This window comes from Streptomyces sp. R302, from assembly GCF_012927245.1.
In the GTDB taxonomy this organism is placed as follows: domain Bacteria; phylum Actinomycetota; class Actinomycetes; order Streptomycetales; family Streptomycetaceae; genus Streptomyces.
This window is the reverse complement of sequence record NZ_JABBGE010000008.1, coordinates 15,435-33,506: the sequence shown is the minus strand read 5'-3', so window position 1 is coordinate 33,506 and position 18,072 is coordinate 15,435. Positions and strand designations below refer to the sequence as shown.

The window sequence follows — 18,072 nt, the reverse complement described above, 5'->3', positions numbered from 1 at the left end:
GCCTCCTTAAGAGTCATTCTGACTATAAAAGGCGGCGGGGGTCGCGCACAAGCCCGAAAGACGGCAGGGGCCCGTATCCGCGTCGCGGATACGGGCCCCTGCCGGAAAGCACGGGAACCAGGCGGTCCTAGAGACCGACCTCCTTCATCAGCATGCCGACCTCGGTGTTGGACAGGCGGCGCAGCCAGCCCGACTTCTGGTCGCCGAGCCCGATCGGACCGAAGGCGGTGCGGACCAGCTTCTCGACCGGGAAGCCCGCCTCGGCGAGCATCCGGCGCACGATGTGCTTGCGGCCCTCGTGGAGCACGACCTCGACCAGGTAGTTCTTGCCGAGCTGCTCGACCACGCGGAAGTGGTCGGCGCGGGCGTAGCCGTCCTCCAGCTCGATGCCGTCCTTGAGCCGCTTGCCGACCTCGCGGGGCAGCGGGCCGGTGACGGCGGCCAGATAGGTCTTCTTCACGCCGTACTTGGGGTGGGTGAGACGGTGGGCCAGCTCGCCGTGGTTGGTGAGCAGGATGATGCCCTCGGTCTCGGTGTCGAGCCGGCCGACGTGGAAGAGCCGGGTCTCGCGGTTGGTGACGTAGTCGCCCAGGCACTGGCGGCCGTCGGGGTCCTCCATGGTGGAGACGACGCCGGCCGGCTTGTTCAGCGCGAAGAACTGGTACGACTGGGTCGCCACGGACAGGCCGTCGACGCGGATCTCGTCGCTGTCCTGCACGCGGAGGCCCTGCTCCAGGACGATCTCGCCGTTGACCTCGACGCGGGCCTGCTCGATCAGCTCCTCGCAGGCGCGGCGGGAGCCGTAGCCGGCGCGGGCGAGGACCTTCTGCAGCCGCTCGCCCTCCTGCTCGGCGCCCGGGAAGGTCTTGGGGGTCTTGACCTGGGGCTTGTTCGCGTACCGCTCGCGGTTGCGCTCCTCGGTCCTGGCGTCGTACTCGCGCGAGCGCGCCGGGGCCGTACGGCCGCCGGGGCCCCGCCGCTGCCCGCCCGCGGGCTGCTTCGGGGACTGCTTGGGGCCGCCCTTGGCGCCGCCGCGGGCCGCGTCGCCGCGTCCCTTGCGGGGGGCGTCGGAGGGCATGCTCACGTCGTAGCTGCGCTCCTCGGGGCGGGTCTTCCGGGGGCGGCCGGCGCTCTGGCCGCGCTCGTCGCGGCCGTTGCCCGCGCCCCGGTAGTTGTTGCCGCGGCCGCCGCTCTTGGCACCACGGCTCCCGCCGTTGTTTCCGCTGTTCCTGCCGCTGCTGCTTCGCATCACACTTCCGTCGTCTCTTCGTCCGCTGGCTCGCCCCGGCCGGGTTCTTCGTCCCGGTCGGGATCGAACGACGGAACGCCTTCCAGGGAGTCCGGCTCGACCGCGTCCGCCTCGGGGAGGAAGGGCGCGAGCTCCGGGAGCTCGTCCAGGCCTCTGAGGCCCATCCGCTCCAGGAAGTAGTTCGTCGTCCTGTACAGGATCGCACCTGTTTCGGGTTCCGCGCCCGCCTCCTCCACAAGGCCGCGCTGGAGGAGGGTCCGCATCACGCCGTCGCAGTTGACCCCGCGGACGGCGGAGACCCGGGAACGGCTGACCGGCTGGCGGTACGCGACCACCGCCAGGGTCTCCAGGGCGGCCTGGGTCAGCCGGGCCTGCTGGCCGTCCAGGACGAAGGCCTCGACGGCCGCGGCGTGGGCGGGGCGGGTGTAGTAGCGCCAGCCGCCGGCGATCCGGCGCAGCTCGAAGCCGCGCCCGTCGGCGGTGTACTCGTCGGCCAGCTCGTGGAGGGCGTCGGCGACCTCGCGCGGGGTGCGGTCGAGGACCTTGGCGAGGTGGGCCTCGGTGGCGGGTTCGTCGACGACCATCAGGACGGCTTCGAGGGCGGGCTTGAGGTCGCTCATACCGGCTGGTCCTCCGTGTCGAATTCCTCGGTCACCCGGGTCTCGCCGTCGCCGCCGGTCCAGGAGACCGTGAGCCGGCCCAGCGGGTCCTCCTGGTCGAGGGCGACGGCCTTCTCCCGGTACAGCTCCAGGAGGGCCAGGAAGCGGGCGACGACGGTCAGGGTGTCCCCGGCGTCCTCGACCAGCTCCTGGAAGTCCGCGGTGCCGCACTCGCGCAGCAGGGCGGCGACGATCCCGGCCTGTTCGCGGACGCTGACCAGCGGGGCGTGGATGTGGTCGACGTACACCTGGGGCGCGGCCTTGGGCCGCATGGCCTTCACGGCGAGCTTCGCGAAGCCCTCGGCGCCGATCGAGATGACGACCTCGGGCAGCAGCTCGGCGTGGTGGGGCTCCAGGCCGACGGTCCGGGGGTGGCGCCGGCCCTCGCCCTCCCAGCGCTCGGCGAAGATCTCGGCGATCCGCTTGTACGCGCGGTACTGGAGGAGCCGGGCGAAGAGCAGGTCGCGGGCCTCCAGGAGGGCGAGGTCGGCCTCGTCCTCGACCTCGGCGGCGGGCAGCAGCCGGGCGGCCTTGAGGTCGAGCAGGGTGGCGGCGACGACCAGGAACTCGGTGGTCTGGTCGAGGTCCCCGTCGGGACCGAGGTTCCGGATGTGGGCCATGAACTCGTCGGTGACCTGCGAGAGCGCGACCTCGGTGACGTCCAGCTTGTGCTTGGTGATCAGCTGGAGGAGCAGATCGAACGGCCCCTCGAAGTTCGCGAGCCGCACGGTGAACCGCCCGTCCCCGGCGCCTCCCGTCCCCTCGGCCTCCGGCTCCGGAGCGGGTACGGGCTCCGGCTCCGGTACGGGCTCGGGCTCCGGCTCCGGTGCGGGCTCCGTCGCGGGGCCCTCGGGGGGCCCGTCGAGCCCGCCGCCCCGGCCCAGCGTGCGGCGGCGCGGTGGGCGGGACGTTTCGTCGGCGTGCGGGTGCATCGGGGCGGTTCCAGGAGGTGCGGGGGGCGGGGCCGCCCGCAGGGTACCGTCAGCGGCCGCGCAGACGGCGGACGAGGATGCTCGCCTCGCCGCGGGACTCCAGGTCCGCCAGGACGACGGCGACCGCCTCGCGGACGATCCGGCCGCGGTCGACGGCCAGGCCGTGCTCGCCGCGCAGCACGAGGCGCGCGTGCTCCAGGTCCATGAGCTCCTCGGCGGAGACGTAGACCGTGATCTTCTCGTCGTGCCGCTCCCGGCCGCTGGGCCGCCGCGCGGCGGCCCGGCCGCCCCGGCGCCGTGCGGGGGCGCCGGCCTGGGCGGCCGCCTTCACGGGGGCGGGCTGCTGCTGCGCGGGGACCGACTCGGTCTCCCGGGCGCGCGGCTCGGCCGCCTCCGAGTCGGCGGCCGTGTGCTCGGCGGAGCCGGCGGCGGCGCCGTCCACGCCGGCCGCCGTGTCGCTCTCTCCCGCCGGAGCGGGAACGGTTCGGCGGGGCGACGAGGACTGCAGTGCCGTCCCCCCGGTCGTACGGAAGAGTTCGTCGGCTCCGGGCAGACTCACTCGGCGTGACACCGGGCGAGCACCTCCCTGGCGAGCTGGCGGTAGGCGGCGGCGCCCACGGAGTTGGAGGCGTACGTGGTGATGGGCTCGCCGGCGACGGTGGTCTCCGGGAAGCGCACCGTCCGGCCGATCACCGTGTGGTACACGTGGTCGTCGAAGGCCTCGACGACGCGGGCGAGCACCTCGCGGGAGTGGACGGTCCGGGAGTCGTACATGGTGGCGAGGATGCCGTCGAGCTCGAGCTCGGGGTTGAGCCGCTCCTGGACCTTCTCGATGGTCTCGGTCAGCAGGGCGACACCGCGCAGCGCGAAGAACTCGCACTCCAGCGGCACGATGACCTTGTGAGCGGCCGTCAGGGCGTTCACGGTCAGCAGGCCGAGCGAGGGCTGACAGTCGATCACGATGTAGTCGTAGTCGTTCATCAGCGGCTTGAGGGCGCGCTGCAGCGTCGACTCGCGCGCGACCTCGGAGACCAGCTGCACCTCGGCGGCGGAGAGGTCGATGTTGCTCGGCAGCAGGTCCATGTTGGGGACCGCCGTCTTGAGCAGCACCTCGTCCGCCGACATGCCCCGCTCCATGAGCAGGTTGTAGACGGTGAGGTCGAGCTCCATCGGGTTCACGCCGAGGCCGACCGACAGGGCGCCCTGCGGGTCGAAGTCGACGAGCAGCACCCGTCGTCCGTACTCGGCGAGCGCGGCGCCCAGGTTGATGGTCGACGTGGTCTTGCCGACGCCGCCCTTCTGGTTGCACATCGCGATGATCTTGGCGGGGCCGTGGTCGGTCAGCGGGCCCGGGATCGGGAAGTACGGCAGCGGCCGTCCGGTGGGGCCGATCCGCTCGCGGCGCTGGCGGGCAGCGTCGGGCGCGAGGGTGGCCGCGTACTCCGGGTCGGGCTCGTACTCGGCGTCGGGGTCGTAGAAGTGCCCCTCGGGCAGCTCGTCGTAGGCGGCGAAGTGGGTGGACTCTCGGCCCATCTCGTTGCCGGCCGTGGCGTTCACGTGTAGGCCGTCCATCGTCTTCAGCGTGTGGGGTGTCGTCATGGGCTGGTGCGTCGCGAAGGTCCGCACCGCGACGGAGCCGACCGGGGCACCTGGCGCACCGCTCCCGGGAGTAAATGTCGACTTATTCACAAGTCGTCTTACCTCCTTGGATGTGACCAGGAACATTTATCGATCTGTCAGCGTGGCACCATGCCGACGGTTGGCGACTCTATGGCGTGTCACCGCTCCGCAGCAACACAATCGCCCGGACCCGGCCCGTTGTGTCGGCAACCGAACACGGCTCTGTCAAGGGTGCGCGACCACGCATCCACACGTTTCAGGGGTGTGCGAAACGGTTAAAGGGTTACGTTCGAGGCGAGTTGACCGAACGTTTTGGCGTGGCCGGAGACACAGCCGGCCGGACCTTGTCGAACAAGGTCCGGCCGGGTGCGTGACATTGACGGCGGGCGTTGACGGGGCCGCCGCCGGAGCCCTCGCGAGGGCGCTCCGAGGTCAGCCGACGAGGGTGCTCAGCTCGACGTGCTCGTAGCCGTGCGCCTCGGCCACCTCCTTGTAAACCACCTTGCCGTCATGGGTGTTGAGGCCCAGGCCGAGGGCGGCGTCGCGGCGGATCGCCTCGACCCAGCCGTTGTTCGCCAGCGACACGATGTAGGGCAGCGTGGCGTTGGTGAGCGCGTAGGTGGAGGTGTTCGGGACCGCGCCGGGCATGTTGGCGACGCAGTAGAAGACCGAGTTGTGGACCTGGAAGGTCGGCTCGGCGTGCGTGGTCGGGTGCGAGTCCTCGAAGCAGCCGCCCTGGTCGATCGCGATGTCGACAAGGACACTTCCGGGCTTCATCTTGGCGACGAGCTCGTTGGTGACCAGCTTCGGGGCCTTGGCGCCCGGGATGAGGACGGCGCCGATGACGAGGTCGGCCTCGACGACGGCCTTCTCCAGCTCGAAGGCGTTGGAGACGACGGTCTGCACCTTGGTGCCGAAGATCTTGTCGGCCTCGCGGAGCTTGTTGATGTCGCGGTCGAGCAGGGTCACGTGGAAGCCCATGCCGACGGCGATCTGCACGGCGTTCCAGCCGGAGACGCCGCCGCCGATGACGACGGCCCTGCCGGCGTGGGTGCCGGGGACGCCGCCGGGCAGGACACCGCGGCCGCCGGCCGAGCGCATCAGGTGGTACGCGCCGACCTGCGGGGCCAGGCGGCCCGCGACCTCGGACATCGGGGCGAGCAGCGGGAGCGCGCGGTTCGCGGTCTCGACCGTCTCGTAGGCGATGGCGGTGGTGCCGGACTCCAGGAGGGCGTCCGTGCACTCCTTGGAGGCGGCGAGGTGCAGGTAGGTGAAGAGCGTCTGGTCCTTGCGGAGGCGGTGGTACTCCTCCGCGATCGGCTCCTTGACCTTGAGGAGCAGGTCGGCGGTGGCCCAGACCTCGTCGGCGGTGGCGAGGATCGCGGCGCCCGCGGCGACGTACTCCTCGTCCGTGATCGAGGAGCCGACGCCGGCGTTCTGCTCGATGAAGACCTGGTGGCCGTTGCGGACGAGCTCGTGGACACCGGCGGGGGTGATGGCCACGCGGAACTCGTTGTTCTTGACCTCGCGGGGGATGCCGACCTTCATCGTCGATCACGGTCCTTGAATCGGGGGGATAACTGGTGCACTGCGATACATACCCGGATGCACTGCGGCACACCGGAGCAGACCACGTTCGAACGCGGCGGAACCAGTCTAATGAAGGAGTTCCCGCTGTCTAGCCTTTCAAAGTACTAATCTTCCGCAGACCCACTGCGGATTTCGTAGGCACAGCGGTCGGTTTCCAGCAGACGGTCCGCGGCGGCCCGGTGCAGCCGCGCCGCGGCCGGGTCCCCGAGCCGGTCCAGGGTGTCGGCGAGCCGCAGCTGGAGCGCCGCCTGGAGCCGGGTGTCCCGGGCACGGCGGGCCCACTCGACCGCCTCCTCGCAGGTCCGCAGCGACTCCTCGGGCCGTCCGGCGTACTCCTGCACCCGGGCCGCCTCGCTCAACGCCCGTGCGTGGCCCGGGAGATCGCCGAGCCTGCGGTAGCCGGACGCGGCCGCCCGCCAGTGCCGCAGGGCCTCCCCGTACCGCCCGGCATAGGTCTGTACGGCTCCGAGGCGGGCGTACAGGCGCGCCTGGTCGGCCCGCTCGTCATGGGCGAGCCGCTGGGCCAGGGCGCGGCCGTACCAGTCGCCGGCCCGCTGCCAGTCGCCGAGCTCCTGATAGCTGCCGCCTACGGATTCCATCGCCCGACCGGTGGCGTACGGATCATTTGCCCGCCTTCCGACCTCCCATGCCAACCGATATCGCAGCAGGGCGTCCTTCGTGCGGCCCGTCTTGGCGTCGAGGTCGCCGAGGTTGAGGAGGGCGGCGGCCCGCTCGCGGTGGAGTCCGCGCCGCTCGGCCACGTCGAGGACGAGCCGGTGCAGCCCGTAGAGGTCGGGGGCCGCCGCCTCGGCCCCGCGGTGCGCGGTCAGCGCCCGCACCAGGGAGGCGATGAGCCGGCGGGCGAGGGTGTCGAGCTCGCCGTCCGCGACCGCGAGCCGGGCGCAGGCGAGCAGCTCGGTGCGGCGGGAGGCCAGCCAGTCGGCGGCGTCCTCGACGGTGGCGAAGCGCAGGGCGCGCGGCAGACCGGCGAGCTTGCGCCGGGCCGGGGAGCCCTCGGGTTCGGTGACCGCACGGCAGGACTGGAGGAGCCGTACGGTCCGCTCCAGCATCCGGGCCCGGGCGAGCTGCACCTCGGCGGGCCGGTCGCGCTCCTCCAGCTGGGCGCGAAGGAGGGGGACGAGGTGGCCGGGGACCTCGTACCGCCCGTCGGCGGTCTCGGCCACCAGGCCGAGGCGGGCGAAGTCCGCGAGCGTGGTCGCCGCCGCCGAGACCGAGCAGCCGGCCAGGGCGGAGGCGGTGTGGGCGTCGGCCCGGCCGAGCGGGGCGAGCGCCAGGAAGCGCAGTATCCGGGCGGCCGGCTGGGGCAGCGCCTGGTGGGCCAGGAGGAAGGTACGGGTGAGGGGGTCGCCGCTCAGGCCGCGCAGCCGCTTGGCGAGGTCGGCGACGGAGGTCTCGGGCCGGCCGGCCAGCCAGCCGCCGGCCAGGACCACCGCGGCGGGCAGTCCGCCGCACTCCTCGACCAGCGCCTCGGCGGCCTGCGGGTCGACGGTGATCCGGACCGAGCCGGTGGCCGAGGTCAGCAGCTCGATCGCGGACTTCGGGTCGAGGCCGCCCAGCGTGCAGGGCCGGACGTCCGGGATCCCGGTCAGCGGCCCCCGGGCCACCGCGACGACCAGGGCGTCGGGGTTGTCGGGGAGCAGCGGATCGGCCTGCTCGGCGTCGACGGCGTCGTCGAGCAGGAGGATCGCCCGGCGCGTGCCGAGCGCCTCGCGGACCAGTTCGGTCAGCTCGTCCTCGGCGGCGCCGGGCGGCTCGGCGACCCCGAGGTCGCGCAGCAGCCCGCGGGCGGCCCTGGCGGTGGGGACGGGTTCCCCGCCGGGCTCGGTGAGCCGCGCCCGGTAGACCCCGTCGGGGTAGCGGGCGGCGACCGAGGCGATGAGCTCCTCGGCGAGCGAGGTCCGCCCGGAGCCGGGCCGGCCCGCGACGAGGAGGACGCGGGCGCGGGGCTCCTTGCGGCCGGTGAGGGTGTCGAGACCGGTCCGCTCGATGTCGGCGCGGAGGGCCTTCAACTCCCGCTGCCGGCCGTAGAACTGCCGGCTGCCGGCCGCTGCCACCGCCTGATCCGTCACGGGCCACGCTCCCGTCCACCTGCGCACGAGCCGATCCCCGCGGGGGACTCCGCACGGGCGTGTACGAGCGTAGTTCAGCCCCTGCCGCCCACCTTGCGGAGCGCGGCGGGCGCATCCCCCGATCGGATCAGCCGACAGTCACACCGCCCCATCACGAGCCATGCCCACCCCCGCCCGTGTGGGCAGGCGTCCCGCAGGGCGGGACGGGTGGGCACACGGGACGGCGCCCTTCAGCGGCGCCTCCGCGTTCCGCGCCTTGACCCGCACCACGAGCGCGGCGCACCAAGGCGTGCGGGTCCAGGCGCGGAAGCCTCTGGCGCCGGCAAAGGCGCCGCCCGTTGTGCCCACCCTCCCCCAAGCTCTCGGCTTCGCTCCAGCAGGGGGGACCCCCATCGCCCCGGCGGAACGCATGCCCACAACGGACGGCGGTGCGGCCGGCAACGGCGTTACGCCTCGAACGGGCGGGCCGGCCACGGCGCGTCGGCCGGGCGGAGCGCGTCGACCCCGTCACCCGCACGCGCCGCGACGAGCGACAGCACCCCCACCACCAGGCAGTTGTTGTGCAGCTCGCCCGCGAGCACCCCGCGGACCAGCTCGGCGAGCGGCACCCGCGCCACCTCCATGTCCGCCTCCTCCTCGGAGACCGCGTACCGCTCCCCCTCCGCCTCGGCGAGGTCCCGCGCCAGGAAGATCCGTACGGCCTCGTCGCAGCCGCCCGGCGTGGTGTAGACGTCGGCGAGGACCCGCCACTCCCCCGCCTTGGCGTACGCCTCCTCGTACAGCTCGCGCTGCGCCGCGTGCAGCGGGTTCTCGCCGGGCACGTCGAGCAGGCCCGCCGGGATCTCCCACAGCTTCTGCCGCACCGGGTGGCGGTACTGCCGCAGCACGAGCACCCGGTCCTGGTCGTCCAGGGCGAGCACGGCGACGGAGCCGGGGTGGACCTGGTAGTCGCGGCGGGCGACCGACCCGTCCGGCATGACCACGTCGTCCGTGCGGACACTCGTCTTCTTTCCCGTGAAGGGGGTGGTGGTGGCGACGACCTGCCACTCCTCCGGGGTGTCCTGCACCTTCATCTCTGTCCTCCCGTACCCGAACCACATACGAAAACCGGGGTACCGGCCCGTCAGGACCCGTACCCCGGCAACGTTAACGCCTGGCTACTTCTTGCCCGTCTTGCGCTCGACGGCCGCCTTGACCAGGCCCGCGAAGAGCGGGTGCGGGCGGGTCGGGCGGGACTTCAGCTCCGGGTGCGCCTGGGTGGCGACCAGGTAGGGGTGGATCTCCTTCGGGTACTCGACGAACTCGACGAGCTTGTTGTCCGGGGAGGTGCCGGAGAAGACCAGACCGGCCTTCTTCTCCAGCTCGGCGCGGTACGCGTTGTTCACCTCGTAGCGGTGGCGGTGGCGCTCCTCGACGTACGGCTCGCCGTCGTAGGTCTCGCGGACGACCGAACCCTCGGCGAGCTTCGCCGGGTAGAGGCCCAGGCGCATCGTTCCGCCCAGGTCGCCGGCGCCCTCCACGTAGGCGAGCTGCTCCTCCATCGTGGAGACGACGGGGTGCGCGGTGGCCGGGTCGAACTCGGTGGAGTTCGCCTCGGGGATGTCCGCGAGGTTGCGGGCCGCCTCGATGACGATGCACTGGAGGCCGAGGCAGATGCCGAGCAGCGGCACCTTGTGCTCGCGGGCGTACTGGATGGCACCGACCTTGCCGGAGACGCCGCGGTCGCCGAAGCCGCCGGGGATGAGGATGGCGTCGCAGTCGCCGAGCTGCTTCTCGGCGCCGGCCTGGGTCTTGCAGTCGTCGGAGGTGACCCACTTGACCTTGACCCGCGCCTTGTTGGCGAAGCCGCCGGCGCGCATGGCCTCGGTCACCGACAGGTAGGCGTCGGGCAGGTCGATGTACTTGCCGACGAGCGCGACGGTGACCTCGTGGTCGGGGTTGTGGACGCGGTCCAGGAGGTCCTCCCAGACGGTCCAGTCCACGTCGCGGAAGGGCAGGTCGAGCTTGCGGACGACGTAGGCGTCGAGGCCCTCGGTGTGCAGCACCTTCGGGATGTCGTAGATCGACGGGGCGTCGATGGCGGCGACGACCGCGGCCTCGTCGACGTCGCACATCAGCGAGATCTTGCGCTTGATGGCGGTGGGGACCTCGCGGTCGGCGCGCAGCACGATCGCGTCGGGCTGGATGCCGATGTTGCGCAGGGCGGCGACCGAGTGCTGGGTCGGCTTGGTCTTCAGCTCGCCGGAGGGGCCGATGTAGGGCAGCAGCGAGATGTGCACGACGAAGACGTTGTCGCGGCCGACCTCGTGGCGGACCTGGCGGACGGTCTCCAGGAAGGGCAGCGACTCGATGTCGCCGACGGTGCCGCCGACCTCGGTGATGACGACGTCGACGTCGTCGGTGGCCATGCGGCGGATCCGCGACTTGATCTCGTTGGTGATGTGCGGGATGACCTGCACGGTGTCGCCGAGGTACTCGCCGCGCCGCTCCTTGGCGATGACCTGCGAGTAGACCTGGCCGGTGGTGACGTTGGCCGAGCCGTCGAGGTCGACGTCGAGGAAGCGCTCGTAGTGGCCGATGTCCAGGTCGGTCTCGGCGCCGTCGTTGGTGACGAACACCTCACCGTGCTGGAACGGGTTCATCGTGCCCGGGTCGACGTTGAGGTACGGGTCGAGCTTCTGCATCGTGACCCGCAGGCCCCGCGCCTTCAGGAGCGCACCCAGGCTGGAGGCGGTGAGGCCCTTGCCGAGCGAGGAGGCGACACCCCCGGTGACGAAGATGTGCTTGGTCGTCGTGGATTTGGGCGGCATCGCCAAGAGGGGGCTCCCGTGGTCGCGTTCTGGAGGTGCGAAGCGGCAGGTCCTCCGGAAGAATCGGGGGTGCCGTCGCTGCGGTTTCGGGGGTTTCGGCTGGCGCCGTTTCCCACCGGTCCACGGGGTACCAGGGTATCAGTGACATCCGGAGACCGCTTCCGGCCACACGGGCGGCGCGCCCGCCGACCGGGCGGGACGGGCCTTCCCGGGGTCTTTTCCGGGACCTTCCCGGGTCCTATTCCGGGAGCTTCCCGGGGCCTGGGCGGGGCCGTCGGGGGTGCTCGGCGGGGCTCCGGGGGCGTATCGACAGCAGCTGTTCACCCGTGTGGAGCAGCGCGTTACACAGGTGATCACCACGGTCACTACTGTGCGGACCATCCCGCCCGGCCGTGTCGCCGGGCGGCCGGCCGACGGCACCACCCCCGCCCGTGGAACCGGACCGGGAGCCCGTGTCGCCTCCCCTCGACCCGCTGCCGGAGCCGGCCATCCCGCACACTGGCACCGCGGGCACCTCTCGCAACTCGCAACATCTGCTGCACGCGCCCCGAGGGGCGGACGGGCCGTTCGACTGGAGTGAAGCACGTGGCCGGGCGTATCGAGGATTACGCACTCATCGGAGACATGCAGACCGCGGCGCTGGTCTGCCGGGACGGCAGTGTCGACTGGCTCTGCCTCCCCCGCTTCGACTCGCACGCGGTCTTCGCGGGGCTGCTCGGCACCGAGGAGCACGGCTTCTGGAGAGTGGGCCCGGCCGGGCCCGCCGACGCCGAGCCCGCCCCGGCGGACCGCCGCCGCTACCGGGGCGACTCGCTGGTCCTGGAGTCCGAGTGGGACACCCCGCGCGGCACGGTCCGGGTGACCGACTTCATGCCGCCGCGCGACGGCGCCCCCCAGCTGGTCAGGATCGTGGAGGGGATCAGCGGCCGGGTGCGGATGCGCTCGGCGCTGCGGATGCGGTTCAGCTACGGCCGGATCGTCCCCTGGGTCCACAAGGTCGGCGAGCGGACGGTCGCCGTCGCCGGACCGGACTCCGTCTGGTTCGACACCGACGCCGAGACCCACGGCGAGCACCTCACCACCTACTCCGAGTTCACCGTCACTCCCGGCGACCGGATCGCCTTCACCCTGTCCTGGCAGCCCTCGCACAAGGAGCCGCCGGCGCTGCCGGACCCGGAGGGCTCCCTGGAGGCGACCGTCGCCTTCTGGCGCGACTGGGTGGAGCACTGCACGTACCACGGCCCCTACCGGGAGGCGGTGGTCCGCTCGCTGATCACCCTGAAGGCGCTGACGTACGCGCCGACCGGCGGGATCGTCGCCGCGCCGACGACCTCGCTGCCGGAGGAGATCGGCGGCGTACGGAACTGGGACTACCGCTACACCTGGCTGCGGGACGCGGCCATCACCCTCTCCTCGCTGCTGCGCACCGGCTACCGCGACGAGGCCCGCGCCTGGCGGGACTGGCTGCTCCGCGCCGTCGCGGGCGACCCGGAGAACCTGCAGATCATGTACGGCATCGCGGGCGAGCGGGAGCTCGGCGAGGCGGAGCTGGACTGGCTGCCGGGGTACGAGAACTCCGGCCCGGTCCGGGTCGGCAACGGCGCGGCGAACCAGCTCCAGCTGGACGTCTACGGCGAGGTCGCGGAGGCCCTCCACCTCGCCCACATGACGGGCCTGTCCCGCAACGACTACGCCTCCCTGCTCCAGATCAAGCTGATCAACTACCTGGAGACCCACTGGGACCAGCCCGACGAGGGCATCTGGGAGGTCCGCGGCCCGCGCCGGCACTTCACCCACTCCAAGGTGATGGCCTGGGTGGCGGTCGACCGCACGATCAAGCTGATCGAGTCCGGGGACGCGGACGGCCCGCTGGAGCGCTGGCGCGAGCTGCGCGACGACATCCACCGGGACGTCTGCGAGAAGGGCTACGACAAGGAGCGGAACACCTTCACCCAGTCGTACGGCTCCAAGGAGCTGGACGCCTCGCTGCTGCTGATCCCGCAGATGGGCTTCCTGCCGCCGGACGACAAGCGGGTGATCGGCACGATCGAGGCGATCCAGCGGGAGCTGTCCACGGAGGACGGCTTCGTGCTGCGCTATCCGACGGCCGGCGAGGAGGCGGGCGTCGACGGCCTGGAGGGCGACGAGGGCGCGTTCCTCGCCTGCTCGTTCTGGCTCGCCGACGACCTGGCGATGATCGGCCGGGTCGACGAGGCCCGCACCCTCTTCGAGAAGCTCCTCGCGCTCCGCAACGACCTGGGGCTGCTCGCCGAGGAGTGGGACCCCCGGCTCCAGCGGCAGGTCGGCAACTTCCCGCAGGCGTTCAGCCACGTCCCGCTGATCGACACGGCCCTGCGGCTGACGGCGAGCGGCGCGTACGGCGGCTGAGCGGCGGCCCCGGGGGCCCGGATCTACGATGAGAGGTGTTCCTGGCCCCCGTACCGAAAGGGGGGCGGCCATGGCTCCCCACATCACCGTTCCGCCGAGCGCCCTGGCCGGACTCCGCGAGGATCTGGCCGGTGAGGTGTACGTGCCGGGCGATCCCGGCTACGACGAGGCCAGGACCGTCCACAACGGGATGATCGACCGCCGTCCGGCGGTCATCGCCCAGTGCGCGACCCAGGCCGACGTGGCCAACGCGATCCTCTTCGGCCGCGAGACCGGGCTGCAGATCGCGGTGCGCGGCGGCGGCCACTCCGTCGCCGGTGCCTCCGTCGTCGACGGGGCGCTCGTGGTCGACCTGCGCCGGATGCACGCGGTGGTCGCGGACCCGGAGCACATGACGGTACGGGTCGAGGGCGGGGCGACCATGAGCCACCTGGACCACGCGACCCAGCCGTTCGGCCTGGCGACGACCGGCGGGCGGGTCTCCACGACCGGCGTCGGCGGCTTCGTGCTCGGCGGCGGCTCCGGCTGGCTGGAGCGGAAGTTCGGCCTGGCCAGCGACAACCTGCTCGCCGTCGAGCTGATCACGGCCGACGGCCGGCACGTGGTGGCGAGCGAGGAGGAGAACCCGGAGCTGTTCTGGGCGCTGCACGGCGGCGGCGGCAACTTCGGCGTGGCGACCTCGCTGACGCTGCGGCTGCACGAGCTGCCGCACATGAGCATGGCGATGCTCCTCTTCCTGCCGCGGTACGGCCCCGAGGTCGTGCACGCCTACCGGAAGCTGGCCGGGTGGGCGCCGGACGAGGCCGGGGGCGGGGTCATCTACTTCCCGGCCCCGCCGGAGCCGTTCGTGCCCGAGCACCTGGTGGGGCAGCTGGTGTGCGGCGCCCTGGTGACGTGCGCGGGGCCGGTGTCCCGGGTCCGCGAGGTCGCCGAGTCGCTGCTCGCGCTGCGGCCGGTGGTGGAGATCGTCGCGGACATCCCGTACGCGGAGCTGCAGTGCATGCTGGACGACCCGCCGGGGCTGCGGAACTACTGGTCGGCCGAGTATCTGAGCGGCTTCCCCGAGGAGGCCGTGGACGTCTTCTGCGCGCGCGGCGAGCGGATCCCGGCCGGGACGGCGACCCAGCACGTGCTGTTCATGATGGGCGGGGCGGTGGCGGCGGGTCCGTCCGGCTATCCGCTGCCGTGGCGGACCGCGCCGTGGGTGGTGCACCCGTTCGCGACCTGGGAGGACCCGGCGGACGACGGGCGGGCGGTGCAGTGGGTGCACGACGTCCGCGCGGACATGCGGCCGTGGACCACGGACGCCGTGTACCTCAACTTCATCGGCGCGGAGGGCGAGCAGCGGGTCGTCGCCGGGTTCGGCGAGGAGAACCTGCCCCGGCTCGCCGCGGTGAAGGCGGCCTTCGACCCCGACAACGTCTTCCGCCACAACCACAACATCCGGCCGGCGGCCTGAGCCCTACCGCAGGGCGTCGATCACCTCCCGCGCGGCCCGCTCGCCCTCGGTGGCGCCGCCCTCCATGAAGCCCTGGAAATCGTAGGAGCAGTGCTCGCCGCCGAGGTGGACGTTGCCCTGGGCGGTGCCCTCGTACCCCGCGTACCGGTGGAGGTAGCCCACCGGCCAGCAGGAGTAAGCGCCGAGCGCGTGCGGGTTCTCGTGCCAGGCGGAGAGCTGGGCGCGGCCGTTCCAGGCCCGTGAGGTGCCGGGGAAGAAGGCGTCGATCCCGGCGAGGTAGCGGCTCACCAGGCCGCGGACGTACGGGTCGGATTCGGTGGAGAAGGGGCCGGCGGGGTTCAGGTTCCGGGCGAGGCTGCCGCCGTTGTACTGGATGAGGATGCCGCCGGTGCCGCCCTGGACCTTGGTGGTGTCCCAGGTCTGCTGGACGTCCAGGTCGGTGAAGCAGTCGCCGGCGGAGACCCCGGGCCAGGGTCCTGTGCCGCGCCAGGGGCGGGTGCCGAACTGCATGTTGAGTTTGGTGCAGTGGCCCATGCGGGCGTCCCGGAGCAGGTTCGTCATGAGCGGGTCGAGGCCGGCCCGGGTGAGGTCGAGCCGCTGGAGGACCGGCAGCGGGACGCACAGGACGGTGTGGTCGGCGGTGACGGTCCGGGTGGTGCCGTCCTCGGCGAACGTCAGCGTCTGGGTGCCGTCGGAGTTGGCCCGTACGGCCTGGAGGGAGGAGCCCATCCGGAGCGTGCCGGGGTTCAGGGCCCCGGCGATGGCGTTCGGGAGCCGGTCGTTGCCTCCGGTGACGTGGTAGCGCTCGTTGGACAGGCCCCAGATGTTGAAGTTGCCGGGATTGGTCTGGTAGCCCATGAGCAGGACGAGGGCGAGCGAGGACTGTTCGGTGGTGTCGGCGCCGTACTCGACGTTGTAGGCGACGTCGATGAACTTCCCCAGCGGCGAGGCGTGCCCGCCGGGGACGCGGCTCTCGATCCACTCGTACACCGACATCTCGTCCAGGGCGGTGCCGGTCGGGGTCGTCCGGTTCCAGAAGACCTCCCCCGCCTCGGACAGGTCGCGGCGCAGCGCCTGGTAGACGCCTTTGAAGTCCTCGTCGGCCTGGTGGCGCGGGTAGTAGCCGCCGTCGAACCAGAGGACCTCCTCGGCGCCGTTGGGGCCGCCGCCGAGGAAGTCCTCGGTGGGGAGGCCGAAGCGGCGGCAGAGTTCCAGCATCTTCTTGTGGCTGGTGTCGATGAGCTCGCCGCCGATCTCGGAGGTCTGCCCGTGGGCCCAGTGGTCGCGCTGGGTCCACATGCGGCCGCCGACGCGGGCCGGGTCGGCCTCGTGGAGGACGGGGGCGAGGCCGGCGTCCTGGAGGGTGAGGGCGGCGGTGAGTCCGGCGATGCCGGCGCCGACGACGGCGATCCGGGCGTCGGACCGCACCGGCCGGTCGGGCACGGCGGCGACGGCGGGCGCGGCCGCGGCTCCGGATCCGGCGGCGACCGCGAGGCCGGCCGCGGCGGCGGCCTTGAGGAGGGTGCGGCGGCCGAGCGGGTCCTGCCGCAGGCCGCGCAGCTCGTCGACGGGCAGGCCGAGCCGGCGGGCGTCGGCGTGGTCGGCGGCGAGGCGGTTCAGGAGGTGCATCGGGTGGGTGCGTGCCATGGGGCGCTCCTGGGGGGGGACGAGGGGTCAGCTGTGGGCTGCGGTGACGGGCTCCGCCTGCTCGTCGTCGCGTTCGGCGGCGTCCTCCAGGACGATCCGGCCGATGATCTCGTACCGCTCCGGCCGCCTGGCCCTGAGGTAGAGGCCGAGGGCGAGGCCGCCGAGGAAGACCCCGCCGACGATCCACGGGATCGCCGCGAAGAAGAGGGAGTCGGCGGCGAGCCCGGCCGCCGTCTCCATGTTGACGACGAGCAGGACGACGACGACGGTCATGCCGATGCCGCCGAGGAGGGGCGCGGTGAGGGTCCTGAACCAGTGCCGGTCCTCGGGGTGGTTCCTGCGGAAGTAGCCGATGACGGCGAAGGAGCAGAGCGTCTGCACGATGAGGATCGCCATCGTGCCGAGGATCGCGAGCAGCGTGTAGAGGTGGATGTAGGGGTCCTGGCCGGTGAGCCAGAAGGCGCCGACGAGGGCGACGGCGATGGCGCTCTGCGCGAAGGAGGCGAGGTACGGGGAGCCGTGCTTCGGGTGGGTGCGGCCGAGGGCCGGGTGGAGGAAGCCCTCGCGGCCGATGGCGTAGAGGTAGCGCGAGGCGCACTGGTGGAAGGCCATGCCGCAGGCGAAGGAGCCGGTGAGCAGCAGCCACTGGAAGGCGTCGACGGCCCAGGCGCCGATGAAGGTCCTGGTGGGCGCGAAGAAGAGGTCGAGCGGGCTGGCGGAGGACGACAGCTCCACCGAGCCGGCGAGGCCGTTGCCGGCGATCGCCATCCAGGAGACGTAGATGTAGAAGAGGCCGACGCCGATGACGGAGATCAGGGTGGCGCGGGGGATGACCCGCTTGGGGTCGCGGGACTCCTCGCCGTACATGGCGGTCGACTCGAAGCCGACCCAGGACCAGAAGGCGAAGAAGAGGCCGAGCCCGGCGGAGGCGCCGGTGAAGGCGTTCTTCGGGTTGACGGGCTCGACGGGGATGCCGTCGGGGCCGCCGCCGTGGATGAGGACGGCGGTGGCGACCGCGAAGAGGACGGCGATCTCCGCGATGAGCATGACGCCGAGGGCCTTGGCGGTCAGGTTGATGTCGAAGTACGACAGGACGGCGGTGACGGCCAGCATGGCGGCCGCGTAGAGGATCCACGGCAGGTCGGCGCCGAGCTGGTCGGCGACGGTGGTCTTCGCGAAGTAGGAGAAGACGCCGACGATGGACGCCTCGAAGACGATGTACGCGAGGACGGCGAGCATGCCGGAGGCCATGCCGGCGATCCGGCCGAGGCCGTGCGAGATGTAGCCGTAGAAGGCCCCGGCGGCGGTGATCCGCTTGGCCATGGCCACGTAGCCGACGGAGAAGACGGTGAGGACGAGGGTGGCGAAGAGGTAGCCGGCGGGCGCGCCGGTGCCGTTGCCGAAGCCGACGGCGATGGGGAGGTTTCCGGTCATCGCGGTGATCGGCGCGGCGGTGGCCACGGCCATGAAGACGACGCCGACGAGCCCGACGGAGTTCGCCTTGAGCCGGTCGACGCGGGGCGCCCGCCCCGTGCTGGAGGTGTCTGCCATGGCGCGAGAGCATCCTCGGAAGTGATGTAGGCCACAAGCGACAGGTGGTCACACAATTCCCGCCACGGCACGACGAG

At 72.2% G+C, this 18,072-nt stretch carries 13 protein-coding genes; 2 read left to right on the top strand and 11 right to left on the bottom strand.

Annotated elements, in window-relative coordinates:
- Positions 1-127: 127 nt before the first annotated feature.
- The 9 genes from HHL19_RS24310 to HHL19_RS24270 all read right to left on the bottom strand — a co-directional run bounded on the left by HHL19_RS24310 (position 128) and on the right by HHL19_RS24270 (position 10,950).
- On the bottom strand, positions 128-1,249 hold the full coding sequence (locus HHL19_RS24310) for a pseudouridine synthase (RefSeq protein ID WP_169092470.1): 1,122 nt from the start codon (positions 1,247-1,249) through the stop codon (positions 128-130).
- Complete coding sequence (scpB, locus tag HHL19_RS24305) at positions 1,249-1,869, bottom strand: SMC-Scp complex subunit ScpB (RefSeq protein WP_169092469.1); 621 nt, start codon at positions 1,867-1,869, stop codon at positions 1,249-1,251. Before scpB ends, HHL19_RS24310 begins: the two co-directional genes overlap by 1 nt.
- Positions 1,866-2,840: a segregation/condensation protein A gene (locus HHL19_RS24300; RefSeq protein ID WP_169092468.1), complete on the bottom strand. Its 975-nt coding sequence runs from the start codon at positions 2,838-2,840 to the stop codon at positions 1,866-1,868. Before HHL19_RS24300 ends, scpB begins: the two co-directional genes overlap by 4 nt.
- Before the next feature lie 49 nt (positions 2,841-2,889).
- A complete protein-coding gene (locus HHL19_RS24295) occupies positions 2,890-3,411 on the bottom strand; it encodes a hypothetical protein (RefSeq protein WP_346768535.1) in 522 nt (173 codons plus the stop codon).
- The gene (locus tag HHL19_RS24290; RefSeq protein WP_240981853.1) at positions 3,396-4,439 is read right to left on the bottom strand and encodes a ParA family protein; all 1,044 of its coding nucleotides are present in this window, start codon (positions 4,437-4,439) and stop codon (positions 3,396-3,398) included. The genes HHL19_RS24295 and HHL19_RS24290 overlap by 16 nt, the downstream gene beginning before the upstream one ends.
- Before the next feature lie 453 nt (positions 4,440-4,892).
- Positions 4,893-6,008: an alanine dehydrogenase gene (ald, locus tag HHL19_RS24285; protein ID WP_169092467.1), complete on the bottom strand. Its 1,116-nt coding sequence runs from the start codon at positions 6,006-6,008 to the stop codon at positions 4,893-4,895.
- Positions 6,009-6,154: 146 nt separating this feature from the next.
- Positions 6,155-8,140: an NB-ARC domain-containing protein gene (locus HHL19_RS24280; RefSeq protein WP_346768534.1), complete on the bottom strand. Its 1,986-nt coding sequence runs from the start codon at positions 8,138-8,140 to the stop codon at positions 6,155-6,157.
- Positions 8,141-8,586: 446 nt separating this feature from the next.
- On the bottom strand, positions 8,587-9,213 hold the full coding sequence (locus HHL19_RS24275) for an NUDIX hydrolase (protein WP_169092465.1): 627 nt from the start codon (positions 9,211-9,213) through the stop codon (positions 8,587-8,589).
- Positions 9,214-9,297: 84 nt separating this feature from the next.
- Positions 9,298-10,950: a CTP synthase gene (locus tag HHL19_RS24270; protein ID WP_169092464.1), complete on the bottom strand. Its 1,653-nt coding sequence runs from the start codon at positions 10,948-10,950 to the stop codon at positions 9,298-9,300.
- A 585-nt stretch (positions 10,951-11,535) separates the two neighbouring features.
- Here HHL19_RS24270 and HHL19_RS24265 point away from each other — a divergent pair.
- Both HHL19_RS24265 and HHL19_RS24260 read left to right on the top strand, forming a co-directional pair.
- On the top strand, positions 11,536-13,338 hold the full coding sequence (locus tag HHL19_RS24265; protein WP_169092463.1) for a glycoside hydrolase family 15 protein: 1,803 nt from the start codon (positions 11,536-11,538) through the stop codon (positions 13,336-13,338).
- Positions 13,339-13,408: 70 nt separating this feature from the next.
- A complete protein-coding gene (locus HHL19_RS24260) occupies positions 13,409-14,797 on the top strand; it encodes an FAD-binding oxidoreductase (protein ID WP_169092462.1) in 1,389 nt (462 codons plus the stop codon).
- Positions 14,798-14,800: 3 nt separating this feature from the next.
- Here the strand turns inward: HHL19_RS24260 and HHL19_RS24255 are convergent, their stop codons facing one another.
- Positions 14,801-16,444, bottom strand: coding sequence for an NAD(P)/FAD-dependent oxidoreductase (locus HHL19_RS24255; protein WP_169092461.1), 1,644 nt, complete (start codon positions 16,442-16,444; stop codon positions 14,801-14,803).
- 27 nt (positions 16,445-16,471) lie between these two features.
- Entirely contained in the window at positions 16,472-17,995 is a 1,524-nt protein-coding gene (locus HHL19_RS24250) for an APC family permease (RefSeq protein WP_169092460.1), read from the bottom strand.
- Between the last annotated feature and the right edge of the window lie 77 nt (positions 17,996-18,072).